The sequence below is a fragment of the Deinococcus sedimenti genome, assembly GCF_014648135.1.
Lineage (GTDB): Bacteria > Deinococcota > Deinococci > Deinococcales > Deinococcaceae > Deinococcus > Deinococcus sedimenti.
The window spans coordinates 75,922-101,910 of record NZ_BMQN01000004.1 but is presented as its reverse complement, the minus strand read 5'-3'; the positions used below and the strand labels follow the sequence as shown (position 1 = coordinate 101,910).

Genomic DNA, 25,989 nt, shown 5'->3' with positions numbered 1-25,989 from the left:
GAGGGGGGCTTCACTGTGGGCGTTCACTTCAGGCGTTTGTCCTTGGGGTTCACGCCGTACACTGCACCCCAGGGCTGGTAGACGCTCTTGAGGGTGTCGCGGCTGGTGACCTTGCCCTTCACCTTGATGGTGCGTTTGATGACGCTGGTCATGCCCTGCATGGGCGTGTCGAGCAGGCGGCGGCCGCCGGGGGCGACGCGGTCGTCGGGGGTGTAGCTGGGGTCGGCGGGGGCCTTGAAGTCGGTGATGACGGGTTTGCTGATGTTCACGGTGCGGCCGGTGTTCGCGCCGAACACGTCAAAGCGCAGGGTCTCGGCGCGGGTGTCCCAGGACGCCTGGATGAACAGGTGCTTGCCGGTGTCGTTCTTCATGCGGAGGTTCTTGCTGGGGGCGTACACGGTGGCCTCGAAGCCGACGGGGTCGTAGTACTTCACGCGGTGGCTGTGCTCGTGCCGTTCGGTGATGGGCAGGCCAGCTTTGTACAGCGCGCGGAAGACGGTGGTGCTGACCTGGCAGATGCCGCCGCCGTCCTCCTTGCTCAGGGTGCCGCCGCTGATCACGAAGCCCTTGACGAAGCCGGTGCTGGCGTCGACCTGCCCGATTTCCTCGTTGAAGTTGAATTCGTGGTCGGGCGCGATGAAGAAGTTGTCGAGTTTGCTGGCGCCGACGAGGATGTTCTTCTCGCGGAAGCTGGGGCTGCCCGCGTAGCTGCTCTGGCCGGTGGTGACGTGCCACAGGACGCCGCGTTTGGCGAGGAGTTTCACGCTGCGGGCGGGCACGGCGCGCTTGACGACGACCTGGGCGGTGTCCTTGCCGCTCAGGATGGCTTTCAGGAGGTTGGCCTTGGTGGCGGCGCGGTTCAGGGTCCAGCCGGTCTGGTCGGTGGCGACCCAGCTGCCCTTCACGTTGCGGAACACGGCGGGTTTCGCGTTGCGGGCGTTGATGGTCTTCTCCATCCGGTCGAGGATGGGGGTGATGGTGGTGCTCAGGCGCTTCACCTTCCGCGTGGCCTTGATGCTGGCGGCGGGCACCGTCCATGACTTCACGATGGGCGTGGTCTTCAGTTCACCCTTGCGGATGGTGCTGGCCTCGTCCTTCAGGATCAGTTTGAAGTCGGCGGCGTGCGCCGTGGCGACCAGGGCGAGGGTCAGGGTGGTCAGAAGACGCTTCACGTTTCTCAGCCTAGGCTCGGCGGCCTGACGGGCCGTGAGCGGAGGTTGCGGGAACCCTGACCTGCCTTTACGGGGGGCTTAGGGAACCAGGGGCTCCAGGCTGGACAGTCGCTCGCGCAGGGTGTCGGCGTCCGGCGCGACGAGGTTCACGTGCCCGACCTTGCGCCCGTGCCTGTGCGCCTTGTGGTACAGGTGCACGCGCGTGCCGCTCAGGGCGTCGATGGCGGCCCAGTCGGGTTCCAGGGCCTGCCCGTCCGGGCCGTCCACGCCGACGACGTTCAGCATGGCGGTGGGGTGCAGCGGCGCCCAGTCGCTCAGGGGCAGGTCGAGCACGGCGCGGACCTGCGCCTCGAACTGGCTGAGGCCGCCGCCGTCCTGCGTGAGGTGCCCGCTGTTGTGGACGCGCGGCGCGACCTCGTTCACCAGCAGGTCCCCGCCGGGCAGCTGGAAGAATTCCAGGGTGATCAGGCCCTCCAGTTTCCAGGCGTCCGCGACGGCGCGGGCCAGTTCACGGGCGCGGGCCTCGGTGCCCTGCGGTACCTGCGCCGGGTACACGCTGGTCCGCAGGATGCCGTCCCGGTGCACGTTCTCCACGAGCGGCCCGAAAGCCACCTGCCCGGACGGCGTGCGCGCCACCGCGAGGCTGACCTCGCGTTCGAAGGTCACGAAGCCCTCCAGCACGCAGGGCACACGGCCCAGGTCGTCCCAGGCGGCGCGCAGCTCGGCGTCGCTGCCCACGCGGGCCTGCCCCTTGCCGTCATACCCGAGTTCGCTGGTCTTCAAGATTCCCCGACCCCCGACCCGCGTCAGCGCGCCGTCCAGGTCACCCTCTGCCTCGATGATCTCGAAGGGCGCGGTGGTGGCCCCGGCGTCACGCAGGGCCTGTTTCTCGCGGGCGCGGTGCTTGCTGCGGGCCAGCAGCGCTCCGGCGGGGCGGACGGGCACGCGGCCCTCCAGCGCGGCCAGGGCCTCCACGGGAATGTTCTCGAATTCCAGCGTCACGGCGTCGCACGCGGCCAGCTCCTCCAGCCCGGCGGGGTCGGTGTACGGGGCGTGCAGGTGGCGGGCGCACAGGCGGGCGGGGGCCTGCGCGTCGGGTTCCAGCACGGTCACGCGCACGCCCAGCGGCAGCGCGGCCAGCGCGAGCATCTGCGCCAGCTGCCCGCCGCCCAGAATGCCCAGCGTCAGCTCCTGTCCCAGCGTGGTCATGCCCCGCCCGCCTGCGGGTGCCCGTCGAAGTGCGGGTCGTCCAGCACGCTCTGCGTCTGCGCGGCGCGGAAGGCGTCCAGCCGGGCACGCACGGCCCCGTCGGTCGTCGCGAGCATCGCGGCGGCGAACAGCGCGGCGTTCTTCGCGCCCGCCGCGCCGATCGCGAAGGTCGCCACAGGCACCCCGGCGGGCATCTGCACGATGCTCAGCAGGCTGTCCTGCCCGCTCAGGGCGCGGGACTGCACGGGCACGCCCAGCACCGGCACGCGCGTGAACGCCGCCAGCATGCCCGGCAGGTGCGCCGCGCCGCCCGCCCCCGCGATGATGCACGCCAACCCCAGCCGCTCGGCGCGCGCGCCGTACGTAGGCAGCAGCGCCGGGGTGCGGTGCGCGGACAGCACCCGCACCTCGTACGGCACGCCCAGGTCCCGCAGGACGTCCAGCGCGCCCCCCATGGTCTCGAAATCGCTGCGGCTGCCCATGACCACGCCCACCCGGGGGGCGGCGTCGGTCACGGGGGTCGGGTCGGCGGCACTCGTCACGCCCCGCAGCTTACCGGGGTGCCCGGCCGCGCCGGGCGGGGCCGTCCAGAAAAGCGGCGCGGCCCAGGCATGGACCCAGGCCGCGCTGACAGGACCGGCTTCAGCTCTCTTCGCTGCTGTCGCGGTTCTCGTGGTCGCGTCCGTCATCCGCGCCGCTGCCGGGTTCGATCAGCGCGTCGGGGCGCACGGCGGCGATCACGCCACTGCCGGTCCCGGTCACCAGCGCGGGCACCACCGGGGCCTCCTCGGCGCGGCGGGCCTCGCCTGTGGCGGGGCTGTTGACGACGTTGCCGCTCTCCTGCTGGATATCCTCGACGCTCTTGCCCAGGGGCGCGTCCCCGTACCTGTTGTCGGTCATGCCTCCAGTCTGGGCCGCGCGGGCACGCGCCGGGGTGAGAGGTGCGGGGCGCGTCCCTTCACGTTGGCAGACGCGGTTTCTCCGGCCCGGGCGGCGCCCGCTATGCTGTGACGCAGTGAGGCGCGCCGGACGTACCGGGCGCCGAGGAAGGAGCCGATCATGACCCACCCCAGTGACCGCGCCGCGCAGACCCTGCGTGACCTTGGATTGACCGACGCCCCCCTGAGTGCCCTGGAACGCGAGGACGCGCTGTTCGTCCTGACTCCCGAGACGCTGCTGTTCCAGGATGCGGGCGGCACGCGCCGCGTGACCCTGCGCGACCTGACCCGCATCCACAGCGACCAGGAGGGCACCCTGCGCGTCGAGACGCCGGCCGGGACGGCGCTGAGCGCCAGCCTGCTGGGCTTCGATCCGGGCGCCGTGCAGGCCTTCTTCGGCGGGGTGCGTGACGCGACGGCCCGCGCCAAGGAACAGCCCGCCTCGCCGCTGCCGCAGGCGGGCGCCGCGAAGACCTTCGCGCCCGCGCCTCTCAATGCAGCCCCGGTGGCCCCCGCCGCGGCCGAGCCGGTGACGCCACGCCCCGACCCCACCCCGGCGCCGCAGGCCCGCCCGGCCACCCCACTCAATCCCGCTCCGGCGGTGACGCCTGCGGCCACGCTGCTCACGCTGAATCCCGGCCCGGCCACCCCGGCTCCGGAGGTCACGTCGGCGCCTGAGCGGCCCGCAGCGACCCCGGTCGTGATTTCCTCGTCGGCGTTCTCACCGAATCGGCCTGAGTTGAAGGGCCCGGACCTGACGAAAGCCCCCGAGGCCCGCCCCGCCCCGGCCCCCAGTGCGTCTGTCCCGGCGGCGGTGGCGACCCCGGCGCTGCGCGGCTCGGCGGGCGCGGCGGCGGCGCTGGCGCGTCAGGCGGACCTCGCCTCGGGCCTGCCGGGGCGCCTGCGGGTGCTGGGCGTGGTGCTGTTCCTGGGCGCGGTGGCGCTGGCCTTCTTCCAGTTCACAGGTGGCGAGCGGTACGCGGGCCTGTGGACGCTGCTGGCGGGCGGCGTGGGCACGATCGCCCTGGTGAGCCTCGCGGAGATCGCGCGCCTGCTAGTGAGCCTCGCGCACGCGGTGGGTGACGGGTCCGGAGTGATGGACGTTGACTGACGTGCAGGGGACCGTGCAGGACGCCCGTGACCTGCTGATCCGCGCGGTGGGGATTCCCTCGCTGTCCGGGCAGGAGGGCGAGGTCGCGGCGTTCCTGCGGGACTGGATGGCCGCGCGTGGCTTCGAGGCCCGCGTGGACGAGGCCGGGAACGCGGTGGGCGAGCGGGGGAGCGGGCCGCTGACGGTGGCGCTGCTGGGTCACATGGACACTGTGCCGGGCGAGATTCCGGTGCGCGTGGACGAAGCGGGCGTGCTGCACGGGCGCGGCAGCGTGGACGCCAAGGGGCCGCTGTGCGCGTTCATGGCGGCCGTGGCGACCCTGCCGGACGAGGCGCTGGCCGCGGCGCGCTTCGTGGTGATCGGCGCGACCGAGGAGGAGGCGCCCAGCAGCCGGGGCGCGCGGCACATCCGCACCGTGATGCAGCCGGACGTGGTCCTGATCGGCGAGCCGAGCGCCTGGGAGGGGCTGACTCTGGGGTACAAGGGGCGGCTGGTCGTGAAGGCGCAGGCGGTGAAGGAGAACTTCCACACCGCCGGGGACGGCAGCAGCGCCGGGGATGACCTGACCGAGGCGTGGTTCCGCGTGCGCGCCTGGGCGGCGGGGGCCGGGGAGCCGGGCGGCGTGTTCGGCGGCGTGCAGGCCACCATTCAGGACCTGGGGGCGGGCACGGACGGGCTGCACCAGCGGGCGTGGGGCACCTTCGGGCTGCGCCTGCCGGTCAGCGTCAGTCCCGCGCAGGCGGAAGCCGAGATCCGCGCGACGCTGACCGACCTGGAGGGCCTGGAGCTGTCCTTCGTGGGGCACGAGACGGCGGTGCGGCACCCGAAGGACAACGCGCTGACGCGGGCGTTCCGCGTGGCGATCCGCGAGCAGGGCGGGAGTCCGGTGTTCAAGGTGAAGACCGGCACGAGCGACATGAACGTGGTCGCCGCCCACTGGCCCGTCCCGACCCTGGCGTACGGTCCGGGGGACAGCGCGCTGGACCACACGCCCGAGGAACGCCTGGATCTGGCCGAGTTCGACCGGGCGGTGGCGGTCCTGCGGGGCGCGCTGACGCGGCTGGCGCTGGGCGTGGCCAAGGCGGATTAAAGAGACCTTCATGCGGGCGGCCCGGCGCGGCCCGCATGATCGGGGGCGATGACCCCTCTGCCCTGTCCGCCCCTCCCGTCCCGCCTGCGGGGGCGCTGACGTGGATCCCGTCACGCTGATCCTGATCCTGTTCGTGGTCGCGCTGGTGCTGTTCGCCACCGAGTGGCTCCCGGTGGACGTCACGGCGCTGGGGCTGCTCTCGGCGCTGCTGCTGTTCGGCCTGCTGAAACCGAAGGAGGCCTTCGCGGGTTTCGGCAGTGACACGGTGCTGACGCTGGCGTCGCTGTTCATCCTGACGCGGGTGCTGCTGCGCGCCGGGGTGATTGAGTGGATCGGCGCCACCCTGGCCCGCCGCTCGCGCAGCGCGACAGGCACGCTGCGGGCGCTGCTGGGGACCGTGGCGGGCGTCAGCGCCTTCACCAGCAACACCGCCACGACCGCCGTGTTCCTGCCGGTCGTGGCGGGCATGGCGCGCCGCGCAGGCATTCCCGCCAGTCGCACGCTGATGCCGCTGGCGTTCGCGAGCATCCTGGGCGGCACGATCACCCTGATCGGCACGAGCACGAACCTCGTGGTGTCCGGCGCGCTGCCCGCTACGGGGCAGAAACCGCTGGGTTTCTTCGAGCTGGCCTGGGTGGGTGTCCCGGTGGCGATCGTGGGGCTGGCGTACCTGTTCTTCGTCGCGCCGCGCCTCCTGCCCGCCCGCGAGGCGCAGCTGGAGGACTCGCTGCGCGCGTACCTCGCGGACCTGACGGTCGCGCCCGGCAGCGCGCTGGAGGGCGTCACACTGCGCGAGAGCGGCCTGGGCCGCGACCACGGCCTGACGGTCGTGGCGGTGCGCCGGGGTGAGGAGACCGTGTACGCGCCTCCGGCCGGGTTCCGGCTGCTGGAGGGCGACACCCTGACCGTCGAGGGTCCTACGGAGCGCATCCTGGCCGGGAAGAACACGCTGGGCATCGTGAGCCGCAGCGAGCAGAAGCTCGGGTCCAGCGGGGACGTGCGGCTGGTCGAGGTGGTCGTCATGCCCGGCTCGCCGCTGCTGGGCCGCACGCTGCGCGAGGCCCGTTTCCGCGAACGCTACGGGGCGTCCGTGCTGGCCCTGCACCGCCGCGCCCGGCAGGTCGAGCGGCTGGGCCGCCTGCGGGTGCAGGTCGGGGACGTGCTACTCGTGCAGGGCGGCGCGGACCGCATCGACGCGCTGGGCGACCATCTGGTCGTGCTGGGCGACCTGACCGAGCGGCACAGCGACCTGAAACGCGCGCCGCTGGCGGTGCTGCTGTTCGCGGGCGCCGTGCTGCTGGGCGGTCTGGGCGTCGTGCCGCTGGGCGTGGCAGTCGTCGTGGCGGTCGCCCTGAGTCTCGCGCTGCGCCTCATCACCCCCGAGGAGGCGTACGGCGCGGTCGAGTGGCCGGTCATCGTGCTGGTGGCCTGCATGCTGGCCTTCGGCACGGCGTTCGAGGCGACCGGCGCCGCGAAGGTCCTCACCGGCGCGCTGTCCGGCGTGCTGGAACCATTAGGCCCGTACGGCCTGCTCGCGGCGCTGTTCGTGGTGACGGTCGCCCTGACGCAACCCATGAGCAACCAGGCAGCGGCGCTCGTCATGCTGCCCCTCGCCATCGGGACAGCCAAGGCGCTGGGCTACGACCCCCGGCCGTTCATCATCGGGATCACGGTCGCGGCCAGCAACTCCTTCATCACGCCGCTGGAACCGTCCTGCATGCTCGTGTACGGCCCGGGGCGCTACACATTCCTGGATTTCGTGCGGGTGGGGGCGGGCCTGACTGCGGTGACGTTCGTGGTGTCCCTGCTGATCATTCCGCGCATCTGGCCGTTCTGAGCGCGTTCAGCCGCGTGGGGCACCCCTCTGGACTGAGGTGGTGCCCCACGGGCGTGCTGGGTGGCGCCGCGTTCAGATGAACAGGGGCGCGTCGGGATCGTCGGGCAGCGGGCGGTCCTTGCGGGCCAGCAGCGCGGCGGCGGTGCCAATCCCGATGATCGCGCCCAGGGCAATCACGATCAGCGCCCAGGTCAGGGCGTGCGACGTCTCAGGATTGCGGTCTGAAGCCATGCGCGCAGGATACCAGCCTGCCACGCACGCGGTCCTTACACCGCGTTCAGGGTTCCGCGTGGGCGGACGGACCTCCGCTGGCAGGCGCGGGCAGATTGGCCGGTGCTCACGCGGGGAGGCAGCGGGCCGCCACCTGAAGGAAGCGGTCCCGTTGCCGTCCCCCGAACTGGGTCTCGTCCCATTCGGCCGCCGCGAGGGCGCGCAGCAGGGTGTAGAACGCCAACAGCGTGTTCTCCTGCGGGTTCAGGGTCGCGTACCCGGCCAGCACGCCCGGCAGCGTGGCGGGCTCGTGCAGGGCGATCACGGCGAGATCCATCAGGCCGTCACCCGAGCGCAGGTCCTCCACGTCGATCAGCGTGAGCTGATTGTTGCCCGTCAACAGCAGGTGTTCGGGCTTTCCGTCGAACAGGATGGTCTGTCGCCCCCGTGAGGCCAGCAGCGGTTCGACGGTCCGCCACCAGCGGCTCAGCCGTCCGGCGGCGTCGTGCGGGGCCCGCCCGGTGCCCAGCCAGTACGTCAGCGCGTGCCGTAGCCAGCCCAGCATCCAGGCGTCCCAGGTCTGCTGCTGCGGTGGGGGTCGCTCGCCGGGCACGGCATGCAGCCGGGCGAGCAGCGCGCCCGCAGGAACGTCCGCGCGGCCAGCTCGCGGGTCAGGCCATCTCCGGCCCCCTCCAGCTTGAGGACGAACCGGCCTTCGGCGGTGGTCACCTGGATCACCAGTCGGTCAGGTCGCGACACCAGGACCCGGTGACTGTGGATGGGCGCCGCCAGGACAAATCCGGCCAGTCGCGCGGCGGCGTGGACGTTCATACCTATTTGTATCCGGCATGAGGTCCGGGGCACATTGGCGCACTGGCCTATCGGGGCCTCGCCGAACTGCGGCCTCCAGATCAGGCGGGATTTCGTATCAGTCGTCGCTGGCGGGCTTTTCGAGTCGGCGCGGCAGGCGGGTCCACAGCAGCAGCACCGCGATCAGGCCCAGGCCGGTCAGGACCAGCAGGCCCGCGCGGGGGCCCAGGGGTCCCTCGCGGCCGATCAGGGTACTGGCGATGAGCGCGCCGGGCGGCCCCATGCCGACCAGGACGAAGGAGTACAGGCTCATGACCCGGCCGCGCAGCTGGTCGGGAATGGTGAGTTGCACGGTGCTGTTGGCGCTGACGAGCAGGCTGAGCATCCCGAACCCGCACGCGGCGAGCACCGGGAAGGCCAGCGTGGGCGTGGGGGTCACGGCGAGCAGGGCGGCGCTGGCGATCAGGATCAGGGCGCCCAGGCGCAGATTGCGCAGCGGGTTGGGGCGGCTGGCCTGCCACAGCGCTCCGGCCATGGCGCCGATGCCGAACGCGGCGGACAGCGCGCCGAAGGTCGCCTCGCGCGCGCCGAAGACGACGCGGGCGTAGTAGGGGATGATCACGTTGAAGTTGATGATGGTGAGGCTCAGGGCGCCGACGAGCAGCATGACGTTGCGCACGGCGGGCGTGGCGCGCACGTAACGCAGGCCTTCTTTCACGTCGCCGAGCATGCTGCCGCGCGGGCCGAAGTCGCGGTCCGGGAAGGGCAGCGTGGCGATCACGTACAGCACCACGAAGAAGGACGCGACGTTCAGGTAGAAGGGCAGCGCCAGCCGCGAGATGTTCTCGGCGTTGCCCCCCGCGAGCAGGCTGACGCCCAGCGCGGCCACCACGCCGAACAGCGCCTGCCCCAGGGTGCGGCTGACGTTGAAGGACAGGCTGTTCAGGGCCACGGCGTTCGGCACGTCACTCTTGGGAACGAAATCCACGACCATGCTCTGCCGGGCGGGCATGTCGAAGGCGTTCGCGGTGCCGCTGATGAACGCAATCAGCATGACCAGCGGCAGGGTCACGACGCCCAGGTGCGTGGTGACAGCCAGCGCGGTGGCGGTGCCCAGCAGGGTCAGCTGCGTGGCGAGCAGCACGCGGCGGCGCGGCACGCGGTCAATGACCGCCCCGGCGAACAGGGAGAGCAGGAGGCTGGGCATGAACTGCGCGACCGTCACCCAGCCCAGCGCGGCGCTGCTGCCGCCCGAGAGTTCCAGCACGAGGTACTGCTGCGCGGTGGCCTGCATCCAGGAACCGATCAGGGACAGCAGCTGCGAGAACCAGTAGCGGCGGTAGTGAGGGTGGCGCAGGGCGCTGAAGGTGCGCGTGCCCCACGATCGGGTGCGGGCGATCACCCGCCCACCATACGCCCGCCCCAGCTGCGGGCCGTGTGGGCGTTCCCACTGGCGGGACTCCCCGGCGGGGACCGGGGGTGTTGCGGCGGGCCGGGGGGCGTGTTACGGTGCGCGATGTCCCACGCTTTCTTCACCGCCCTCTCACGGTGGAGCTTTCCTCCTGATGCCTGACTCCCGGTTCCTACCCCTCTGTCTGCTGCTCGGCGCGCTCCTCGTGGGCCGCGCGGATGCTCAGGCGGTTTTCACCGAACCCAGTGCGCCCCCCGCACCAGTTGCGGACAGTCCGGCGGGGGGCAGTCTGGACGGGCTGCTGAACGTCACGGTGCAGCCGGGCGACACGGCCTTCAGCATCGCGCGCCGCGCCGGCCTGAGTGTTGCGGACCTGCTGGCCCTCAACCACCTGGGGGCGCCCAACCTGCGGGTCGGGCAGGTGCTCATTCTGCGGGTCACGCCGGTCACGTACACCGTGCAGCCCGGCGACACGCTGTACGCGCTGGCCCGCCGCTTCGGGGTCAGCGTGGACGCCCTGCTGGGGGCCAGCGCCCTGCCTGCCGGAAGTGTCCTGAAGACTGGTCAGGTGCTGACCCTCCCCACCGGCGCGGCGGCCACGGCTCCTGCGGCAGCCGCCGTGGCCAGCGTGGCCCCGTCCGCGGCAGCCTCCCGGGTCACCACGCAGTCCCTGCCTGCCGTGACCAGCCCAGGCGGCCCGCTGGGTTCACCCTTCCAGCCTCAGGCCCCCACACAGAGCGTCCCGGTGCTGCAGCCCGGCACACCCATGCCCCGCACGCAGGCGCCGGGCCTCCCGTCACCGGCCCCGGCCGCGCAGGCCACCGTGTCACCCGCAACAGTCGCCGGGGCGGGGGGCGCGGACTGGCGGGCGGCGGCCCTGAGTCTGCTGAACACGCCGTACCTGCTGGGCGGCACCACCCGCAGCGGAACGGACTGCAGCGGACTGGTTCTGCAGGTCTTCACTCCGCTGGGCGTGACCCTGCCGCGCACCAGCGCCGAACAGGCCCGCACCGGTCAGCCCATCCCCACCGAGGCGCTGGAACCCGGCGATCTGGTGTTCTTCGACACCGCCGGGGCGGGCAGAGTGTCCCACGTGGGCATCTACCTAGGAGAGGATCAGTTCATCAGTGCCAACTCCTACCAGGGGCGCGTCACGGTGGACCGGCTGCTCTCAGACCGGTACTGGGCCCCGCGATTCCTGGGCGCCCGGCGCGTGCTGGGCAGCGTCAACGCGCTGGCCTCCGGCCGCTGAACGCAGCGCGCGCCGGTACCGAAAGGCAGCTTCCGCCCGACTCCTCTGTGGGCTCAGGGGCTCCGGTATCGTGGTCGTCACCCCCGGCGCAGCTGGAGAGGTGCAGCAGCAGTCACGTGAGTGGCCTGAACCGCACTGGCAGCGGTTTTCAGAGGCATAGATGGACCAAAGATCACGACTCAGGGCTCCGCTCGATTCAGGGGGATTGAGGGTGTTCCTTGGTACCTCTGCATTCTGCTGTGAACAGCAGAGCCGCGCGTCTGCTCTGGGCAGGCGCGCGGTCGGCAGGGCGGATCGGGTCCGGTTCGGCCGGGGTCAGGCGTCGTCGGCGACGGCCTCGTGTTCCAGAATCGCGCGGTACTGCTCGATGTTCTCCCCCTCGCCGAGTTCGCGGGCGATCTTCTCGATGGCCAGGCGCACGACCTCGCTCTTGCTGATCAGGCGTTCGGGGCTGGACAGTTCGTAGGCGGTGCGGGTCAGCAGGGCGTCCTGCTCGTCGCTGATGACCACCTGGAGCCGTTTGCGTTCCTTCTTGGGCATGCCTCTCCTGAAACGGGGCTGCGGCGCGCGCGTGTGGGTGGGCGGGGCCGGATTCCGTGCGGGCAGCCTACCACGCTCGCCTGAGCCTCACAACATGAGCTGGATGTGACTGTTTTCCCTCAGGTGAGCTCATCCGCACGTGTGGTGCGGCCTGTATGGTCTGTATGGACGATAGGTGAGCAAGATGTGTAACATGCACCCATGCCGCGCATTGTCCGGCCCATTCCACTGACCTCCACGGCGCGTCCTGCGCGGCCCGCCTGCTGAAAGGAACTTCCATGCACCTGACCCCTTTGCACGTCCAGGGTGGCCGCCCCCTCAGCGGCCAGATCACCGTTCAGGGCAGCAAGAACGCCGCGCTGCCCGTCATCGTCGCCACCCTGCTGACCCGCGAGAAAGTCACGCTGCACGGCATCCCCCGCCTCAGTGACGTCCTGACCATCCTGGACCTGATGGCGCACCTGGGCACCCAGCACGCCTGGGTCGGCGAGAACAGCCTGGAACTGCACACCCCCGAGATCCTGCACACCGACGCGCCCTACGCGCTGGTCAGCAAGATGCGCGCCAGCTTCATCGTCATGGGCGCCATCCTGGCCCGCGCGGGGCGCGCGACCGTGTCCATGCCCGGCGGCTGCGCCTGGGGTCCCCGCCCCGTCGATCAGCACGTCAAGGCCCTGCGCGCCCTGGGCGTCGACGTGACCGAGGACAATGGCAACTTCGACGCGCAGCGCAGCGGCAGCCTCAACGGCCAGTTCATCTTCGAACTGCTGACCGTGGGCGGCACGCACAACGCCATCCTGGCCGCCACCCTCGGCGACGGCGTGGTCACGCTGGAGAACGCCAGCATCGACACGGACGTCGTGGAACTCATCGAGTTCCTGAACCACCTGGGCGCGGACATCCAGGGCGCGGGCACGCACACCCTGACCATCCGGGGCGTTCCGGCCCTGCGCGGCGGGGATTACCGCGTGATTCCCGACCGCATCGAGGCCGGGACGTTCCTAATGCTGGCCGCCGCCACCCGCAGCCGCTTCACCGTGAACAACGTTCGCCCCGACCACCTGCGCGCCGTGATCGGCAAACTGCAGGAGATCGGCGTGGACATCACCGAGGACGGCCTGAGTCTCACCGTGGACGCCACGGACCGCGACCTGAAGCCCGTGAACATCACCACCCAGAGCTACCCGGGCTTCCCCACCGACCTGCAACCCCAGATGAGCGCGCTGCTCGCCACGATTCCCGGCACCAGCGTCGTGCAGGACCCCGTGTACCCCGACCGCCTGACGCACGTGGCCGAACTGCACCGCATGGGCGCGACCATCACCGTCAGCGGCTACACGCAGATCATCCAGGGCGGCGCGCTGCGCTCCGCGCCCGTGAAGGCCGCCGACCTGCGCGCGGGCGCGGCGCTGTTCATCGCGGGCCTCACCTGCGACGGCGACACCGTCATCGACGGCGTGCAGTACCTCAACCGCGGCTACGAACGCCTCGCCGAGCGCCTCCAGGGCCTCGGGGCGAACGTCACTCAGCGCGAGGCGGAACTCGAACTCCTGCCCGCCGCCGACTGAGCCCGGCACGTCCCCCGGCACGCGCCGCCTTCCCATGCTGACTGGGAAGGCGGCGCGTGCAGGATGGTCGTTCGCCCGGCGGGGCGAGACGCAGGACGAAGCGGCCCCCGGCCGCGCCGGGCAGCACCTGCAGGTCGCCGCCGTGCGCCGCGCAGATCACCTGCGTGACGGCCAGCCCCAGCCCGCTGCCGCCCGACGCGCGGGCGCCCGCCGAACCCGCGCGGTAGAAGCGCGTCCCGATCCGGAGGGCGTCCTCGTCGCTCACGCCGGGGCCGTCGTCGCGGACCTCCACGGACGCGCCGCGCCACGAGACGACGACCTCGCGCGCCGCGTGGCGCACGGCGTTGTCCAGCACGTTGCCCAGCGCCATGCGCACGTAGCGGGCGTCGGCGGTCACCACCGCCGGTTCACCCGCGTCCAGCCGGACCGTCACGCCCTGCTGCTGCGCGAGCGGCTGCACGTGCGCGAGCATGTCCGGCAGCAGCGCGTGCAGCGGCAGGTCCTCGCGGTGCAGCCGCAGCTGCCCGGCGTCCGCGAGGGTCAGGGTCCGCAGGTTGTCCGCCAGGTACGTGAGGAGGTCCAGCTGCGTCACCAGCGGCCCGAGTTCCTGCGGGGTCAGCGGGTACACGCCGTCGATCAGGGCGTGCAGCCGCGCCTGCATGGCCGCCAGCGGCGTGCGCAGTTCGTGCGCGATGGCGGCCGACTCGAACGCCCGTTCGCGGTCCAGTCGTTCGAGGGTCTCGCCCAGCTGATCGAGGTGCTCGCGCAGCCACTGCACCTCGCCCGCCGCGACCGGCTGCGCCGCGGTGCGCGCCGCCAGTTCGCCGCGGGCCAGCCGAGCGGCGGTCGCCGCGGCGTCCGTCAGGGGTCGCGCGGTCCGCGCCGCGAGCTGCGTGGCGATCACGAGCGCCAGCAGGGTTGCCAGCACCGCCGACGTGCCCACGGCGGGCAGCAGCAGCCGCGCCACGGGCCGCGCCGCCTGATCCCCCACCACCTCCCGCGCCGCGACCCGGACGTTGTTCAGCGCGCCCGGACCGACCGCCTGCCGCAACACCCCCGCCAGGACCGACAGGCCCAGCAGTTGCAGGGCCAGCGTGAGCAGCACCACCTGCACCGCGAGGCGCGCGTGCTGGGCGCGCAGCGTGGCGGGTTGGCGCATGGCGGCGCTCACCGGTCCGCCGGGACGCCCAGGCGGTACCCGACGCCGAACACCGTGTCGATGCCGTGCTGGTCGCCCAGTTTGCGCCGCAGGTTCTTCACGTGGGAGTCGATGGTGCGTTCACCGTTCAGGCCCAGGGCCGTCACCAGCCGCTCGCGGGACACGGCCTCGCCCGCCTCGGCCAGCAGGCGCGCGTACAGTTCGAACTCCATGGCGGTCAGGTCCAGCGGCGCGCCGCCGCGCGTCACCTGCCGCGAGCGGAGGTTCACGGTCACGCCGCCCGGGCCGCTCAGCAGGGTGCGGTCCAGTCCGGCGCGCCGCGCGACGGCGTTCACGCGGGCCAGCAGTTCCAGCGGCCGGAAGGGTTTCACGACGTAGTCGTCCGCGCCGGACTGGAAGGCCTGCACGAGCGTCGCCTCGTCACCAAGGGCGCTCAGGATGAGCACCGGGGTGCGCCGCTCCCGCCGCAGGTCGGTCAGGACGTCCAGGCCGCTGCCGCCGGGAAGCATCACGTCCAGCAGAATCAGGTCCGGCTGCTCGCGGGCGACGGCGTCCCGCGCGGCGGGCGCGGTGCCCGCGTGGACGGGCACGTGCCCGTCCCGGTGCAGGTACGCGCACACGGCCCGCGCGATCTCCAGGTCATCCTCCACCACCAGCACGCGCATGACCCCAGGATAGGCCGCGCGCGGGGGCGGGCCCGGGCGGCGCTGCACAACTTCTCCACAGGTGCGCCGTAGCGTGGAGGCATGAGTCCATTCCGTTGGTCGGCCGCCGCGCTGGCCGCGACCCTCGCGGCGTTCGCCGTCGCGCAGACGTCCCCCGCCACACCCGCTCCAGTCACAGCCACGCCCGCCACACCGGTCCAGGCGGCGCCGCCCACCTACGCCCAGGTGGGCGCGCTGCTGGAGGCCCGCTGCACGTCCTGCCACCGGCCGGGCGGGATCGCCCCGTTCGCCCTGACGACGTACGAGCAGGTCGCGCCGCGCGCGCAGCAGATCGCCGCGGTCACCGCCGCGCGGATCATGCCGCCCTGGCCGCCAGGCCCCCGCACCCCGAAACTGAAGTACGCGCGGACGCTCAGCGACGCCGACCTGAAGCTGCTCGCCGACTGGGCCGCCGCCGGTGCGCCCGACACCCCCCCCGCCACCCAGCCGGAGAGCCGCCCATGACCCCCATCCTGAACCGCCTGCTGCTGGGCGGCGCGCTGAGCCTCGGCGCCGTGCTGCTCGGCTCAGGGCTCCCCGGCGCGGGGCTCGCCCAGTCCGCCCCGACCGCCCCGCACCACGCCCCGACCAGCACCAGCCCGCACCCGGCCACGCAGCTGGGCACGGCCGTCCCGCCGGTTCAGCTGGCCGCGCCGCACGTCCGGGCCGACCAGACCGTGTCCATGAGCGCGCCGTACACGCCGTCCGCGACCCTGACCGACGACTACCGCTGCTTCCTGATCGACCCGCAGGTCACCCAGGACCGCTTCCTGGAGGGCTTCGAGGTCATCCCCGGCAACACCGGCGTCGTGCATCACGTGATCGTCAATCAGGTCACGCCCGAACAGGCCACGCAGGCCCGGACGCTCGACGGCCGCGACGGGCAGCCCGGCTGGCCCTGCTTCGGCGGCACCGGCCTGAACGGCGCCACCTCCACGCGCAGACCCGACACCGGCCAGCTCCTGAGCGCCGTGCCGAAACTGCAGGCGGCCGGCGTGGACGTCCCCAAACTCCTGACGGCGCTCAAGGACGCCGGTGGGAACCCCCTGCGGGCCGTCACGCTGTACGGCGAGGCGGGCGGCGACACGGCCCGGCTGATCGCCGCGCTGACCGACAGCGGCCTGATGGGCAACGCCGCACGGGACGGCGCGCACGGCGACGCGGGCGACGTGATCGCGCAGGCGGTCGGGGACGTGTTCGGCGTGGGCTCCTGGGTGCCGGGCGCCGAGGCGACCGTGTTCCCCACCGGCACCGGCCGGAAGATCAGCCGCGGGAACCTGCTGGTCATGCAGGTGCACTACAACACGCTCGCGGGCCGCGAGCCGGACGTGACGCGCATGCACCTGCAGTACGCGCCGCCCGGCGCGCAGCGCACGCCCCTGCGCGGCCTGTCGCTGGTCGCGCCCGTCGAGATCCCCTGCCCCGCCGGAGCCGGAGGGGACCTGTGCACGCGGGACGCCAGCCTGGCGCAGAACGCCCGGCAGGACGGCCCGCGCGCCACGCGGCTCGTCGAGGGCGTCCTGGCGCTGTGCGGGCAGACCCGCGCCACGTACGCCAAGCAGCGGGCCGACGCGGCGACGAGCAGCTGTGACCGGATCGTGCCGCAGGACGCGCAGGCGGTCGGCGTGACGCTGCACATGCACACGCTCGGCACGAGCGGCACCGTCACCCTGAACCCCGGCACGCCGCGTGAACAGGTGCTGCTCGACATTCCCGAGTGGAACTTCCACTGGCAGGGGTTCTACTGGTACGAGCAGCCCATCGTGCTGCGCCGCGGCGACGTGCTGCGCGTGACCTGCACGTGGGACAACACCCTCAGTGAACAGCCGAAGTACGTCGTGTGGGGCGAGGGCACGCAGGACGAGATGTGCCTCGCGGGCCTGACGATCACGGGGCAGCCCTGATGTGGCGGCGGACGCTGCTGCTCGGCGCGCTGCTGGGCACCCCCGCCGCGGCCCACCCGGCCGGGTCGGACCTGCTGCGCGACCTGCTGCGTCAGGACCTGCCGAGCCGGACGGTGACGGTGCAGGTCGTGGCGGGCCGCGACGGCAGCAACGCGGGCCTGAACTTCACCGGGTCGTCCGGCGGTCAGGGGACGCTGCTCGTGCCGCTCGGCTGGACGGTCGACCTGCAGTTCCGCAACGCCGGGACCGCGCCGCACAGCGTCATCGTCCTGCCGTTCACCTCTCCCCTGCCGGCGCAACCCCGCGCGGCGGACGCCGCGTTCCCGGGCGCGGTCAGCCGGAACGTCACGCGGGGGGTGGGCCGGGACGCGGCGGCGCAGACGGTCCGCTTTCAGGCCAGCCGCGCGGGCGAGTACCTGATCGCGTGCGGCGTGCCGGGCCACGCCCTGAGCGGGCAGTACCTGAAGCTCAGCGTGCGCGCGGGTCTGAAGGAGGCGGACTGGGACCCCGCGCCCCACGCGCACCCCTGACGCAGAAGACCACCTGATTCAGCGGCGCCGGGGGAGTTCCTCAGCGCCGCTGAAATCTGCGGTCACATCACGCTGTCACTTTCGCGCAGCAGCAGGGGCGCGCTGAACGCGGCGGGGCGCCAGTGGGTCTGCGCGTGGATGGCCTGCGGGGGGCAGGAGTGCAGGCAGGCCATGCAGCCGGTGCAGGCGCTCAGGTTCAGCAGGAGGTGCACGCCGCCGTCGGGTTGCAGGTCGCGGGTGATGGCGTCGGTCGGGCAGACGTTCGCGCAGACGGGGCAGTCGATGCAGGTGTCGTCCACGAGCGGCGCGGGCCAGGGGATCGCGGCGTCGTCGGGTGGGGTGGGTTTGAGGCTGCGGGCGCGCCACGTCCATTCCTGGGGGGTGCGGTCCTCGGGAACGCTCCAGTCGACGAACGGGAGGGGGCTCTCGGGGATGCTCTGCGCGAGGTGCTGTTTGCCCGCGCGGAACAGCGCGCCGAACGCGCCGCGCCGGGAGACGGTCAGGGAGCGGCGGGCGTCGTCGGCCGTGGCGGGCCGGATGGTGACCTGCGCGGGTTTGCCGGTGGGGGCGCGCAGGTCCTGGGCGGTGTCGAGCACGCGGGCCAGCCTCTCGGGCACGTCGGGTGCGCCGACGGGGCACGCGGCGCAGTCCCCGTGGATGAGGGCCAGGGGTGCGCCCCACGCGCCGGCCGCCGAGAGCAGCGCGGGCGTGACGCGGCCCAGGCACGGCAGGCTGGGGCCGCCCGCACCGCTGCGGGCGCAGGTGAGGCTGGCGTCGGGCGCGGCGCGCTGCGCGGGGTCCTGCTGGTCACGCACGCTCTGCAGGGCCGGTTCGAGGTTGTATTCCAGGGCGCCGCTGGGGCAGACCTGCACGCACAGGCCGCAGCCGGTGCAGAGGTCCGGGTCGATCTGGATGCTGCTGCCCAGCATGCCGAGGCTGATGGCGTCGTGCGGGCAGGTGGCATGGCAGGCGTCGCAGCCGCCCACCGCCTGCCGTTCGAGGAGGCAGCGGGGGGCGGTGAAGCGCGGCACGTGGTTCCCGGCGTCGTCCAGCCGGGCGAGGACACCCTGAAGCATGCGTGGAGTCTACGCGCCGCGGCGCGGGTCGCGGCGGGTGGGAATCTTCATGGTGATGTACGCGACGCCCGCCAGTCCGATCAGCACCCACGCGACCTGCCCGATCAGGACCGGGATGCGCGGCACGCTGAACGCCACGGCGAGCGCGATGCAGGTGCAGGCGATCCACTTGGCGCGCAGCGGCATGCCCAGCCCCGCGCGGTAGTCGCGCACCATCGCGCCGATGACGGGCCGGGACAGCAGCCACGCCTCCCAGCGGGGATCGCCCTTACTGAACGCGGCGGCGGCCAGCACGAACCAGACGGTGCCGGGGAAGCCGGGGAGGATCAGGCCCAGGACGCCCAGTCCGGTCAGCAGGAACCCGGCGGCCACCCACAGCGGGCGGCGGCGGGGCGGCGCGTCGGGACGCGGGGCGGGGTCGGTCATGATCGGCAGCGTACCGCGCGCCGCACCTCCGGGTGTCCCCGTCAGGCGGGGAGGATCAGGATGCCGTCCTCGTCGGCGTGGATGACGTCGCCGGGGTGGATGGTCACGCCCGCGAACGTGACGGGCACGTCGCGTTCACCGAGGCGTTCCTTGCCGCTGCGGCGCGGGTGGGCAGCCAGGGCGCGCACGCCGAGGTTCAGTTGCGCCAGTTCGCTGGTGTCGCGCACACAGCCGTTCACGATCACGCCCGCCCAGCCACTGTCCACCGCCAGTTCACCCAGCTGCCCGCCCAGCAGCGCGCACTCCAGGCTCCCGCCGCCGTCCACGACGAGCACACGGCCCTCGCCGGGCTGACCGAGCGCCTCGCGCACCAGGGGGTTGTGGCCGGGCACGCGCAGGGTCACGGCCTGGCCGTTGAAGCGCGGGCGGCCCCCGAACTCCCGGAACATGGGCGCGAGGATGGGCGCGTCGGGCCGCAGGTCGCTGAGGTCCGTGACCGGCAGATCCTCGGTCGGCAGCGTCTCCGTGGACAGCTCCAGTTCGGGGGTAGTGTCACTGGTTGCGCGGGTCATGCCGCAGTACAGCAGCCCCCCGGCGGGCGGGGTGTTTACCGCGTGGGGGACGTTCCCGCGCCGGTGACGGATTCCGGTCCGGCAGGCAGTTCGGCAGGTGGCCCGCCAGGCAGGGGCGGCGTGACCGGGTGGGTGGGTTCGTGGTGGATGCGGCCCGCGTGCCCGCTGAGGAACGACCCGTCGTACCCGCGCCGCCACGCCATGAGTTCCGCCAGGATGCTCAGCGCGACCTCCTCGGGCGCCTCGGCCCCCAGCCGCAGGCCGATCGGGGAGCGCAGGCGGGCCAGCTGCTCGGGCGTGAAGGTCACCCCCTCCGCGGCCAGGGTGGTCAGGAGGTCCAGCGCGCGGCTGCGCGGCCCCAGTACGCCCACGTACGGCGCGCCGGAGTGCAGCGCGTGGGCGAGGCACACCCGGTCGCGGTCGAGGTGGTGGTTCATGACGATCAGGTGCGCCCGCTCGCCCGGTGTGAACGCGCCCAGGTCCTCGGGAGTCAGGGCGTGCAGGGTCGCGCCGGGAAAACGGCCGGGCGTGAGGTACGCGCCGCGCGGGTCGATGACGTGCACGTCGTACCCCAGCGCGTGCGCCTGCGCCGCCAGCGGCATGGCGTCGTGCCCCGCGCCGTACAGCACCAGCTGCGGCGGGGGCGTGCTGACGTCCACGAACACCGCCGACCCGTCCGGCGCGGTCAGGGTCGCGGCGCGCGGTTCCAGGTGCGTCAGACGCTCCTGGGCCGCGGCCAGCGCGAAGGGCCGCAGGTCGGCCCGCAGGTCCCCCAGCGCCTGCCCGTCCGGGGTGACCAGCAGTCGCCCCGCGCCGGGGCTCAGGGGCACGATCAGCGCGGCCCTGCGCCCGGCCTCCAGCGCCGCCAGCCACGCCGCCGTGACGGCATCGTCCGGGTTCACGCGTTCCACGCGGACGTCCACGCTGCCGCCGCAGCCGATCCCCAGGCCCCAGGTGGCGTCCTCCGACAGGTCGTAGTGCGTCAGGGTGCTGTCGCCGGTGCGGATCACGTCCAGCGCGACCTCGACCACCTCGGCCTCCAGGCAGCCGCCGGACAGCATGCACACCTGCGCGCCATCGTCGAGGATCAGCATGCGGGTGCCCTCGCGGCGGTAGGCGCTGCCCCGCACGCCCACCACGGTCGCAATGGCGGCTCGCTGGCCGCGGGCGTGGGCGGCGCGCAGTGCGCCCAGCAGCGCTCTGGTCTCGGCAGCGTTCATGATGCGCCCACTCTAGCAACGCGCAGGTTGGGATTCCGTGGAGGGACGCCCAGCGCTTCCCTTAGCTGCACCTCACGCCCACCCGCGCGCGGCGGTGCAGACTGATGAGCATGCTCGACAACATTCTCAGCACCGTGAAGAAGGGCGCCGAACGCGTGCAGCGCCGCGGCGAGGAGGTCGCGTCCGCCACGCGGCTGCGCGTGGAGATCTTCAGCCTCAGCCGCGAACTCGACGGTCTGTTCGCCCGCCTGGGCCGCTCGTACCACGCCGGAGCGGACATTGACGTCCTGAACGGCGTGCGCGAGGACATCCGCCGCGTCGAGGAGGAGATCAGGGCCCGCGAACGCCTCATCACCGAACTCGGCGAGCAGGACGACCCCGACGCGGCCCCCGCAGCAACCGACCTGACCCCGGTAACGGCACCCGCGACTCCCTCCAACCAGCCGAACTTCACGACCACGCCGCAGACGGCCCGCACGGAACCCACCGTGCCCGCCAGCGTCCCCCACCCCACCCAGACCCCGGAGGTTCACATGAGTGACGACACCCGCACGCCCACCACGCCCGACCCGACCGTGCAGCACAGCGACGAGAAGATCGTCCCCGGCGACGCCACCGCCAGCATGGGCAACGAGGCCGCGCGCGACGGCATGGCCCGCCACGACAACATGATCGAGGAAGGCAAGGCCGCCAGCCGCAACCCCGACCCGTTGGAGAAGTGAATGGGTGATGGGTGATGGTCAACAGCGTCCGCGCGAAGAACCCGCCCGCGTCAACCCCACCCACGGCCCACTCCCTACTTTCCCCTTACTTCGCGTCCCGCACGAACTGCGCGGGGCGCTTCTCCTTGAAGGCCGTGACGCCTTCCTCGTGTTCCCAGTGGTCCCCGGCGATCTGTTGCAGCACGGCTTCCTGATCCAGCGCCTCGTCGAGGGTGCTGGTCTGCGCGAACACCAGCGCCTGCTTGGTGAGTTTCAGGGCGTTCGCGGGGCGCGCGGCGAGGCGTTCGGCGTACGCCTGCACGTCCGCGCGGAAGGTGTCGTCGGGGAACACCTGTTCGCACAGGCCCAGGCGCAGCGCGTCCTCGGGGTGGACGCGTTCGGCCAGCGCCATCAGTTCGAAGGCGCGGTGGTAGCCGACGAGGCGCGGCAGGAACCACGTGCTGCCCGAGTCCGGCACCAGCGCGATGTTCGAGAACACCTCGATCAGGCTGGCGGACTGCGCCCACAGCCTGATGTCCCCGGCCAGGGCAAGGCTGGCCCCGGCGCCCGCCGCGACGCCGTTCACGGCGCTGATCACGGGTTTGCCCAGCGTCCGGATGGTGCGGATCAGGGGGTTGTAGGTGTGGTTCAGGTGCTCGGTGAAGGTCATGTCGCGGCCCGACACGTTCCCGAGGTCCTGCCCGGCGCAGAAGCCGCGCCCCGCGCCCGTGATGACGACCACGCGCACGCTGTCCTCGGCGTCGGCGCGGCGCAGGGCGTCCGTCAGGGCCAGCAGCAGGGCGTCGTTCGCGGCGTTCAGCTTGTCCGGGCGGTTCAGGGTCAGGGTACGGACCCCGGCCTGCGTGGTTTCGGTGATCACGGTGTCGGTCATGGGCCCCAGCCTAACGCGCGTTTGGCCGCCGGGGGCCGTTTGCTACACTCCGGCGCATGAGCGCCCCCACCCCCGACGACGCGCCGAACGAAGCGCCGACCACGGTGCCGGTCACGCTGGCCCTGGACGTCAGCAAGCACCGCATCGGGTTCGCGGTCAGCGCCGGGCGGCTCGCGTTCGGGCGGGGCAGCGTGGACCGCAAGCGCCTCCCGCTGGACCTGAAGGCCGTGCGGCTGAAGGTCGCGGAGACCGGCGCGCAGCAGCTCGTGCTGGGCCTGCCACTGCGCACGGACGGCGGCCAGAGTCCCAGCGCGGACCGCGTGCAGGCCTTCGGCCGCGTCCTGACCGAGAAGGGCTACCGCGTGATCTATCAGGACGAGCGCTTCACCACCCGCCGCGCCCGCGACCTCGGCGCGCAGGACGAGGACGAGGCGGCCGCCGTGCAGATCCTCGAACTGTACCTGCTGGGCCAGTAGCCCCCTCTTGACGGGCCAGTCCAGCCGGGCGCACCGTGGAGCATGTTCCCTGTCCTGGAGGCCCTGAACGTGTGGTGGTTGCGCCGCGCGGACGCCCATCTGCTGCGCCTGTTCCCGCGCCGGGATGATCCGGGCGCGGCGCCTCTGCCGGTCCCGGCCGGTCCACGTCCCCGCGTGGGCGGCGCGCAGGCGACGCGGGTGCGTGGGCCTGCTGACTGATCCGGGTTCAATTTTGCCTATACTTCCGGCATTCACAGTGAACCGGTGGGCCCGGCGGTGACCCGTCACCGCGCGTGGGGCGCACCATGGAGGTGTTCATGCAGGGCAACATGATGGACGTTCAACTGACCGTGCCGACCATTCTGGAACGCATCCGCACGCAGTACGCCGGCCGCGAGGTCGTCAGCCTCCTCGTGGCCGGACGGGACGAGCAGGGCAATCCCGTGCCGCACAAGCACCGCACCACGTACGGGCAGGTCGCGGACCGCGCCCGGCGTCTCGCGGGGGGCCTGCTGGGCCTGGGTCTCGCGAAGGGGGACCGCGTGGCGACGCTGGCCGTGAACTCCTTCCGGCACCTGGAGGCGTACCTGGGCGTGCCCAGCGCCGGGCTGGTGCTGCACACCGTGAACATCCGCCTGCACCCCGAGCAGATCGGCTGGATCCTGAATCACGCCGAGGACCGCGTCCTCCTGATCGAGAACGTGTTCGCCGCGATGATTCCCGCCATCAAGGCCGCGTGCCCGACACTGGAGCACATCCTGATCCTGGGGCCCACGCCGCAGCCCATCCCGCTGCCGGGCGTGCACGATTACGACACGTTCGTGGCGGGCAGTGAACCCCTGGCCCGCTACCCCGAGCTGGACGAGCGGGACGCGGCGGCCATGTGCTACACGAGCGGCACCACCGGCAACCCGAAGGGCGTCGTGTACACGCACCGCTCGACGGTGCTGCACTCGCTGGCCAGCGCTCCCAAGGACGCCCTGAACGTCGGCGAGGCGGACACGGTCCTGCCGATCGTGCCGATGTTCCACGTGAACGCGTGGGGCCTGCCGTACACCTGCGCCATGTACGGCGCGAAGCAGGTGTACGCCGGGGTGTTCGCGGACGGCCGCAGCGTCGCCAGCCTCCTGCAGGATGAGGGCGTGACGATCACGGCGGGCGTGCCCACCATCTGGATGGGTCTGCTGGCGGAACTCGACCGGGCCGCGCAGGACGGGCAGCCGTACCGACTGGGCGGCCTGGAGCGCCTGATCGTGGGCGGCAGCGCCGCGCCCGAGGCCATGATCCGCGCGTTCCAGACCCGCCACAACCTGGCGCTGCTGCAGGCGTGGGGCATGACCGAGACGCACCCGCTGGGCACCGCCAGCGGCGTCCCGCACGGCGTGGACGCCAGCAGCGACGAGGGGTTCGCCCTGCGCGCCAAGCAGGGCCGGACCGTTCCCATGATCGAACTGGACCTCCTGGACGACCAAGGCGCGCGCCTCCCGCACGACGGGAAGACCATGGGCCGCCTGATCATCCGCGGGCCATGGGTGGCCAGCAGCTACTTCAAGGGCGAGGGCCAGAGCAACTTCTTCGAGCTGGACGGGCAGCAGTGGTTCGACACGGGCGACATCGCCACGCTGGACGAGCGCGGGTACATGCACATCCAGGACCGCGCCAAGGACCTCATCAAGAGCGGCGGCGAGTGGATCGGCAGCGTGGACCTCGAGAACGCCATCATGGCCCACCCGGCGGTCGCCATGTGCGCCGTGATCGCCATGGACGACCCCAAGTGGGACGAACGCCCGCTGGCCGTCGTGACCACCAAGCCCGGTCAGAGCGTCACGCACGACGAACTGATCGACTTCATCGCGCCGCGCTTTGCGAAGTGGTGGCTGCCTGACGCGACCATCGTCACCGACCAGCTGCCCATCGGCGCGACCGGCAAGATCCTCAAGCGTGAACTGCGCGACCAGTACCGCAGTTACGGCAGCACGCAGGGCCTCGTGACGCCCGCCGCACCCGACCGCAGCGAGTAACAGGGCCGAAGGAGGCAGTGGGGAGTGGGCTGGCGTGCATGACACGTCGGCCCGCTTCCTTTGCTATGCAGGGCAGGGCCAACGCGTCACATTCATCACGCACAAATCCACTTTCCACTGCCCACAACCCCCTCGCCGTACACTTGCGGGCATGGCTGTTTCGGTGGATGGGCAGTGGGTGACGTTCTCGCCTCCGGCGGGTGCAGTGGGGTTGATCGGGGACGTGACGGACTGGCGCAAGCGTGAGCCGATTCCGGTGCTGGACGGCGCGCCGCTGCGGTTGCGCCTGCCGCGTGGGGCGTGGGTGGAGTACGCGTGGGTAGACGCGGCCGGTGAGGCGTTCGCGGACCCGGACAACGCGCAGCGGTCGCTGAATCCGTGGTGGCCGTACCCGCGCGCGGCGGTGGTGGGTGAGTACGCGCGGCACCCGCTGTGGCAGATGCCGGACGCGACGCGCAGGGGCACGGCGCACCGCGTGACCTGGGAGGGCACGGTATTTCCCGGGACGCGCCGGGTGATCGTGTACACCCCGCACGGGTACGCGGGGGGCGCGCTGCCGGTGTACTACGTGCAGGACGGCGTGGCGTTCTACCGCACGGGGAAGCTGGGGGACGTGATGGACCGCGCCGCAGAGGCCGGGCTGGCGCCGGGCGCCGCGTTTGCGTTCGTGGAGCCGGGGGACCGGAACGAGGAGTACTACCTGAATCCCCGTTACCTGGACTTCCTGACGTCGGAGGTCATGCCGCGCGTGGAGGGTGAGCTGGTCACGGCGTCCGTGCGGGGCCTGTGGGGTGCGAGCCTGGGCGGCCTGACCAGCCTGTTCCTCGGGGCGCGGCATCCGGAGCTGTTCAGTCGCGTGGCGGCGCACAGCGGGGCGTTCATCGCGCGGCCCGGCGCGACCCGGGACGGCGTGATCGACACGACCACGGCGGGCGAGTGGTTGCTGGAGCAGCTGCGCGCGAATCCGCCCACGCACCTGACGACCAGTCTGGACACCGGGACGCTGGAGTGGCTGACCGGACCGAACCGCCGCATGGCGGCCCTGTTCGCGGATCTGGGCCTGGCGCACCAGTACCGCGAGTACCCCAGCGGGCACAACTGGGTGACGTGGCGCGAGGCGCTGCCCGAGGCGTTCCTGTACCTCCAGGGCGGATAACGGG

The 25,989-nt window shown here is 72.3% G+C and carries 29 protein-coding genes; 13 read left to right on the top strand and 16 right to left on the bottom strand.

The window, feature by feature from the left end:
• Nucleotides 1-23: 23 nt before the first annotated feature.
• The 4 genes from IEY69_RS11100 to IEY69_RS11085 form a co-directional block, all read right to left on the bottom strand.
• The gene (locus IEY69_RS11100) at nt 24-1,172 is read right to left on the bottom strand and encodes a VanW family protein (RefSeq protein WP_189073220.1); all 1,149 of its coding nucleotides are present in this window, start codon (nt 1,170-1,172) and stop codon (nt 24-26) included.
• Nucleotides 1,173-1,250: 78 nt separating this feature from the next.
• Nucleotides 1,251-2,381, bottom strand: coding sequence for a 5-(carboxyamino)imidazole ribonucleotide synthase (purK, locus tag IEY69_RS11095; RefSeq protein WP_189073219.1), 1,131 nt, complete (start codon nt 2,379-2,381; stop codon nt 1,251-1,253).
• On the bottom strand, nt 2,378-2,875 hold the full coding sequence (gene purE / locus IEY69_RS11090) for a 5-(carboxyamino)imidazole ribonucleotide mutase (RefSeq protein ID WP_268243867.1): 498 nt from the start codon (nt 2,873-2,875) through the stop codon (nt 2,378-2,380). Before purE ends, purK begins: the two co-directional genes overlap by 4 nt.
• Before the next feature lie 148 nt (nt 2,876-3,023).
• On the bottom strand, nt 3,024-3,281 hold the full coding sequence (locus IEY69_RS11085; RefSeq protein WP_189073218.1) for a hypothetical protein: 258 nt from the start codon (nt 3,279-3,281) through the stop codon (nt 3,024-3,026).
• Between the two features lie 159 nt (nt 3,282-3,440).
• On the opposite strand from IEY69_RS11085, the gene IEY69_RS11080 reads away from it, so the two are divergent.
• The 3 genes from IEY69_RS11080 (at nt 3,441) to IEY69_RS11070 (ending at nt 7,357) form a co-directional block, all read left to right on the top strand.
• Nucleotides 3,441-4,430, top strand: coding sequence for a hypothetical protein (locus IEY69_RS11080; RefSeq protein ID WP_189073217.1), 990 nt, complete (start codon nt 3,441-3,443; stop codon nt 4,428-4,430).
• Nucleotides 4,423-5,520, top strand: a complete 1,098-nt coding sequence (locus IEY69_RS11075) for a [LysW]-lysine hydrolase (RefSeq protein ID WP_189073216.1) — start codon at nt 4,423-4,425, stop codon at nt 5,518-5,520. Before IEY69_RS11080 ends, IEY69_RS11075 begins: the two co-directional genes overlap by 8 nt.
• Nucleotides 5,521-5,620: 100 nt before the next feature.
• Entirely contained in the window at nt 5,621-7,357 is a 1,737-nt protein-coding gene (locus IEY69_RS11070; RefSeq protein ID WP_189073215.1) for an SLC13 family permease, read from the top strand.
• 72 nt (nt 7,358-7,429) lie between these two features.
• Here IEY69_RS11070 and IEY69_RS11065 read toward each other — a convergent pair whose 3' ends face one another.
• The 4 genes from IEY69_RS11065 to IEY69_RS11055 all read right to left on the bottom strand — a co-directional run bounded on the left by IEY69_RS11065 (nt 7,430) and on the right by IEY69_RS11055 (nt 9,779).
• Complete coding sequence (locus IEY69_RS11065) at nt 7,430-7,588, bottom strand: hypothetical protein (RefSeq protein WP_174367078.1); 159 nt, start codon at nt 7,586-7,588, stop codon at nt 7,430-7,432.
• 106 nt (nt 7,589-7,694) lie between these two features.
• Nucleotides 7,695-8,180 (bottom strand): phosphotransferase, encoded by a 486-nt coding sequence (locus IEY69_RS11060; protein WP_229783876.1) that lies wholly within the window; start codon nt 8,178-8,180, stop codon nt 7,695-7,697.
• Nucleotides 8,105-8,398, bottom strand: coding sequence for a hypothetical protein (locus IEY69_RS21745; protein ID WP_229783875.1), 294 nt, complete (start codon nt 8,396-8,398; stop codon nt 8,105-8,107). Before IEY69_RS21745 ends, IEY69_RS11060 begins: the two co-directional genes overlap by 76 nt.
• A gap of 97 nt (nt 8,399-8,495) precedes the next feature.
• Nucleotides 8,496-9,779, bottom strand: a complete 1,284-nt coding sequence (locus IEY69_RS11055) for an MFS transporter (protein WP_189073214.1) — start codon at nt 9,777-9,779, stop codon at nt 8,496-8,498.
• A 163-nt stretch (nt 9,780-9,942) separates the two neighbouring features.
• Here IEY69_RS11055 and IEY69_RS11050 point away from each other — a divergent pair, with 163 nt between their 5' ends.
• Complete coding sequence (locus IEY69_RS11050; protein ID WP_189073213.1) at nt 9,943-11,040, top strand: C40 family peptidase; 1,098 nt, start codon at nt 9,943-9,945, stop codon at nt 11,038-11,040.
• 315 nt (nt 11,041-11,355) lie between these two features.
• On the opposite strand, the gene IEY69_RS11045 is transcribed toward IEY69_RS11050, so the two are convergent.
• Nucleotides 11,356-11,580 carry a transcriptional regulator gene (locus IEY69_RS11045; protein ID WP_189073212.1) on the bottom strand — a complete coding sequence of 75 codons (225 nt, stop codon included), beginning with the start codon at nt 11,578-11,580 and terminating at the stop codon, nt 11,356-11,358.
• A gap of 278 nt (nt 11,581-11,858) precedes the next feature.
• On the opposite strand from IEY69_RS11045, the gene murA reads away from it, so the two are divergent.
• Nucleotides 11,859-13,148 carry a UDP-N-acetylglucosamine 1-carboxyvinyltransferase gene (murA, locus tag IEY69_RS11040; RefSeq protein ID WP_189073211.1) on the top strand — a complete coding sequence of 430 codons (1,290 nt, stop codon included), beginning with the start codon at nt 11,859-11,861 and terminating at the stop codon, nt 13,146-13,148.
• Here the strand turns inward: murA and IEY69_RS11035 are convergent.
• Nucleotides 13,102-14,307: a sensor histidine kinase gene (locus IEY69_RS11035; protein WP_189073210.1), complete on the bottom strand. Its 1,206-nt coding sequence runs from the start codon at nt 14,305-14,307 to the stop codon at nt 13,102-13,104. The two genes, murA and IEY69_RS11035, sit on opposite strands and share 47 nt — an antisense overlap.
• Nucleotides 14,308-14,315: 8 nt before the next feature.
• Nucleotides 14,316-14,972, bottom strand: coding sequence for a response regulator transcription factor (locus IEY69_RS11030; protein ID WP_189073209.1), 657 nt, complete (start codon nt 14,970-14,972; stop codon nt 14,316-14,318).
• 81 nt (nt 14,973-15,053) lie between these two features.
• Here IEY69_RS11030 and IEY69_RS11025 point away from each other — a divergent pair, with 81 nt between their 5' ends.
• The 3 genes from IEY69_RS11025 to IEY69_RS11015 are packed head-to-tail and all read left to right on the top strand — an operon-like array spanning nt 15,054 to nt 17,445.
• Nucleotides 15,054-15,476: a hypothetical protein gene (locus tag IEY69_RS11025; RefSeq protein WP_189073208.1), complete on the top strand. Its 423-nt coding sequence runs from the start codon at nt 15,054-15,056 to the stop codon at nt 15,474-15,476.
• Nucleotides 15,473-16,915, top strand: a complete 1,443-nt coding sequence (locus IEY69_RS11020; protein ID WP_189073207.1) for a monooxygenase — start codon at nt 15,473-15,475, stop codon at nt 16,913-16,915. The genes IEY69_RS11025 and IEY69_RS11020 overlap by 4 nt, the downstream gene beginning before the upstream one ends.
• Entirely contained in the window at nt 16,879-17,445 is a 567-nt protein-coding gene (locus IEY69_RS11015) for a sulfocyanin-like copper-binding protein (protein WP_189073206.1), read from the top strand. Before IEY69_RS11020 ends, IEY69_RS11015 begins: the two co-directional genes overlap by 37 nt.
• Nucleotides 17,446-17,507: 62 nt before the next feature.
• Here IEY69_RS11015 and IEY69_RS11010 read toward each other — a convergent pair whose 3' ends face one another.
• Genes IEY69_RS11010 through IEY69_RS10995 form a run of 4 tightly spaced genes read right to left on the bottom strand, consistent with a single transcriptional unit; the run spans nt 17,508 to nt 20,739 of the window.
• Nucleotides 17,508-18,521 carry a 4Fe-4S dicluster domain-containing protein gene (locus IEY69_RS11010; protein ID WP_189073205.1) on the bottom strand — a complete coding sequence of 338 codons (1,014 nt, stop codon included), beginning with the start codon at nt 18,519-18,521 and terminating at the stop codon, nt 17,508-17,510.
• A gap of 9 nt (nt 18,522-18,530) precedes the next feature.
• Nucleotides 18,531-18,947: a YbaN family protein gene (locus IEY69_RS11005; protein ID WP_189073204.1), complete on the bottom strand. Its 417-nt coding sequence runs from the start codon at nt 18,945-18,947 to the stop codon at nt 18,531-18,533.
• A gap of 41 nt (nt 18,948-18,988) precedes the next feature.
• A complete protein-coding gene (rraA, locus tag IEY69_RS11000; protein WP_189073203.1) occupies nt 18,989-19,519 on the bottom strand; it encodes a ribonuclease E activity regulator RraA in 531 nt (176 codons plus the stop codon).
• Nucleotides 19,520-19,554: 35 nt separating this feature from the next.
• Nucleotides 19,555-20,739: an XdhC family protein gene (locus IEY69_RS10995; protein WP_189073202.1), complete on the bottom strand. Its 1,185-nt coding sequence runs from the start codon at nt 20,737-20,739 to the stop codon at nt 19,555-19,557.
• 110 nt (nt 20,740-20,849) lie between these two features.
• Between IEY69_RS10995 and IEY69_RS10990 the strand changes: the two genes are divergently transcribed.
• Nucleotides 20,850-21,461, top strand: coding sequence for a hypothetical protein (locus IEY69_RS10990; protein WP_189073201.1), 612 nt, complete (start codon nt 20,850-20,852; stop codon nt 21,459-21,461).
• Between the two features lie 85 nt (nt 21,462-21,546).
• Here the strand turns inward: IEY69_RS10990 and IEY69_RS10985 are convergent, their stop codons facing one another.
• Complete coding sequence (locus IEY69_RS10985; RefSeq protein WP_189073200.1) at nt 21,547-22,332, bottom strand: enoyl-CoA hydratase-related protein; 786 nt, start codon at nt 22,330-22,332, stop codon at nt 21,547-21,549.
• Nucleotides 22,333-22,388: 56 nt separating this feature from the next.
• Here IEY69_RS10985 and ruvX point away from each other — a divergent pair, with 56 nt between their 5' ends.
• The 4 genes from ruvX to IEY69_RS10965 all read left to right on the top strand — a co-directional run bounded on the left by ruvX (nt 22,389) and on the right by IEY69_RS10965 (nt 25,985).
• Complete coding sequence (gene ruvX, locus IEY69_RS10980) at nt 22,389-22,808, top strand: Holliday junction resolvase RuvX (RefSeq protein ID WP_189073199.1); 420 nt, start codon at nt 22,389-22,391, stop codon at nt 22,806-22,808.
• Between the two features lie 42 nt (nt 22,809-22,850).
• The gene (locus IEY69_RS10975) at nt 22,851-23,027 is read left to right on the top strand and encodes a hypothetical protein (RefSeq protein ID WP_189073198.1); all 177 of its coding nucleotides are present in this window, start codon (nt 22,851-22,853) and stop codon (nt 23,025-23,027) included.
• A 98-nt stretch (nt 23,028-23,125) separates the two neighbouring features.
• Nucleotides 23,126-24,829 (top strand): long-chain fatty acid--CoA ligase, encoded by a 1,704-nt coding sequence (locus IEY69_RS10970; RefSeq protein WP_189073197.1) that lies wholly within the window; start codon nt 23,126-23,128, stop codon nt 24,827-24,829.
• A 151-nt stretch (nt 24,830-24,980) separates the two neighbouring features.
• Nucleotides 24,981-25,985, top strand: a complete 1,005-nt coding sequence (locus IEY69_RS10965; protein ID WP_189073196.1) for an alpha/beta hydrolase — start codon at nt 24,981-24,983, stop codon at nt 25,983-25,985.
• Nucleotides 25,986-25,989: the final 4 nt, after the last annotated feature.

Excerpts from the sequence above, each read along its gene's own strand:
- purK (WP_189073219.1), bottom strand. The coding sequence starts at position 2,381 with ATGACCACGCTGGGACAGGAGCTGACGCTGGGCATTCTGGGCGGCGGG.
- IEY69_RS11085 (WP_189073218.1), bottom strand. The coding sequence starts at position 3,281 with ATGACCGACAACAGGTACGGGGACGCGCCCCTGGGCAAGAGCGTCGAG.
- IEY69_RS11080 (WP_189073217.1), top strand. The coding sequence starts at position 3,441 with ATGACCCACCCCAGTGACCGCGCCGCGCAGACCCTGCGTGACCTTGGA.
- IEY69_RS11065 (WP_174367078.1), bottom strand. The coding sequence starts at position 7,588 with ATGGCTTCAGACCGCAATCCTGAGACGTCGCACGCCCTGACCTGGGCG.
- IEY69_RS21745 (WP_229783875.1), bottom strand. The coding sequence starts at position 8,398 with ATGAACGTCCACGCCGCCGCGCGACTGGCCGGATTTGTCCTGGCGGCG.
- IEY69_RS11050 (WP_189073213.1), top strand. The coding sequence starts at position 9,943 with ATGCCTGACTCCCGGTTCCTACCCCTCTGTCTGCTGCTCGGCGCGCTC.
- IEY69_RS11045 (WP_189073212.1), bottom strand. The coding sequence starts at position 11,580 with ATGCCCAAGAAGGAACGCAAACGGCTCCAGGTGGTCATCAGCGACGAG.
- murA (WP_189073211.1), top strand. The coding sequence starts at position 11,859 with ATGCACCTGACCCCTTTGCACGTCCAGGGTGGCCGCCCCCTCAGCGGC.
- IEY69_RS11035 (WP_189073210.1), bottom strand. The coding sequence starts at position 14,307 with ATGCGCCAACCCGCCACGCTGCGCGCCCAGCACGCGCGCCTCGCGGTG.
- IEY69_RS11030 (WP_189073209.1), bottom strand. The coding sequence starts at position 14,972 with ATGCGCGTGCTGGTGGTGGAGGATGACCTGGAGATCGCGCGGGCCGTG.
- IEY69_RS11025 (WP_189073208.1), top strand. The coding sequence starts at position 15,054 with ATGAGTCCATTCCGTTGGTCGGCCGCCGCGCTGGCCGCGACCCTCGCG.
- IEY69_RS11020 (WP_189073207.1), top strand. The coding sequence starts at position 15,473 with ATGACCCCCATCCTGAACCGCCTGCTGCTGGGCGGCGCGCTGAGCCTC.
- IEY69_RS11010 (WP_189073205.1), bottom strand. The coding sequence starts at position 18,521 with ATGCTTCAGGGTGTCCTCGCCCGGCTGGACGACGCCGGGAACCACGTG.
- IEY69_RS11005 (WP_189073204.1), bottom strand. The coding sequence starts at position 18,947 with ATGACCGACCCCGCCCCGCGTCCCGACGCGCCGCCCCGCCGCCGCCCG.
- rraA (WP_189073203.1), bottom strand. The coding sequence starts at position 19,519 with ATGACCCGCGCAACCAGTGACACTACCCCCGAACTGGAGCTGTCCACG.
- IEY69_RS10995 (WP_189073202.1), bottom strand. The coding sequence starts at position 20,739 with ATGAACGCTGCCGAGACCAGAGCGCTGCTGGGCGCACTGCGCGCCGCC.
- IEY69_RS10990 (WP_189073201.1), top strand. The coding sequence starts at position 20,850 with ATGCTCGACAACATTCTCAGCACCGTGAAGAAGGGCGCCGAACGCGTG.
- IEY69_RS10985 (WP_189073200.1), bottom strand. The coding sequence starts at position 22,332 with ATGACCGACACCGTGATCACCGAAACCACGCAGGCCGGGGTCCGTACC.
- ruvX (WP_189073199.1), top strand. The coding sequence starts at position 22,389 with ATGAGCGCCCCCACCCCCGACGACGCGCCGAACGAAGCGCCGACCACG.
- IEY69_RS10975 (WP_189073198.1), top strand. The coding sequence starts at position 22,851 with ATGTTCCCTGTCCTGGAGGCCCTGAACGTGTGGTGGTTGCGCCGCGCG.
- IEY69_RS10970 (WP_189073197.1), top strand. The coding sequence starts at position 23,126 with ATGCAGGGCAACATGATGGACGTTCAACTGACCGTGCCGACCATTCTG.
- IEY69_RS10965 (WP_189073196.1), top strand. The coding sequence starts at position 24,981 with ATGGCTGTTTCGGTGGATGGGCAGTGGGTGACGTTCTCGCCTCCGGCG.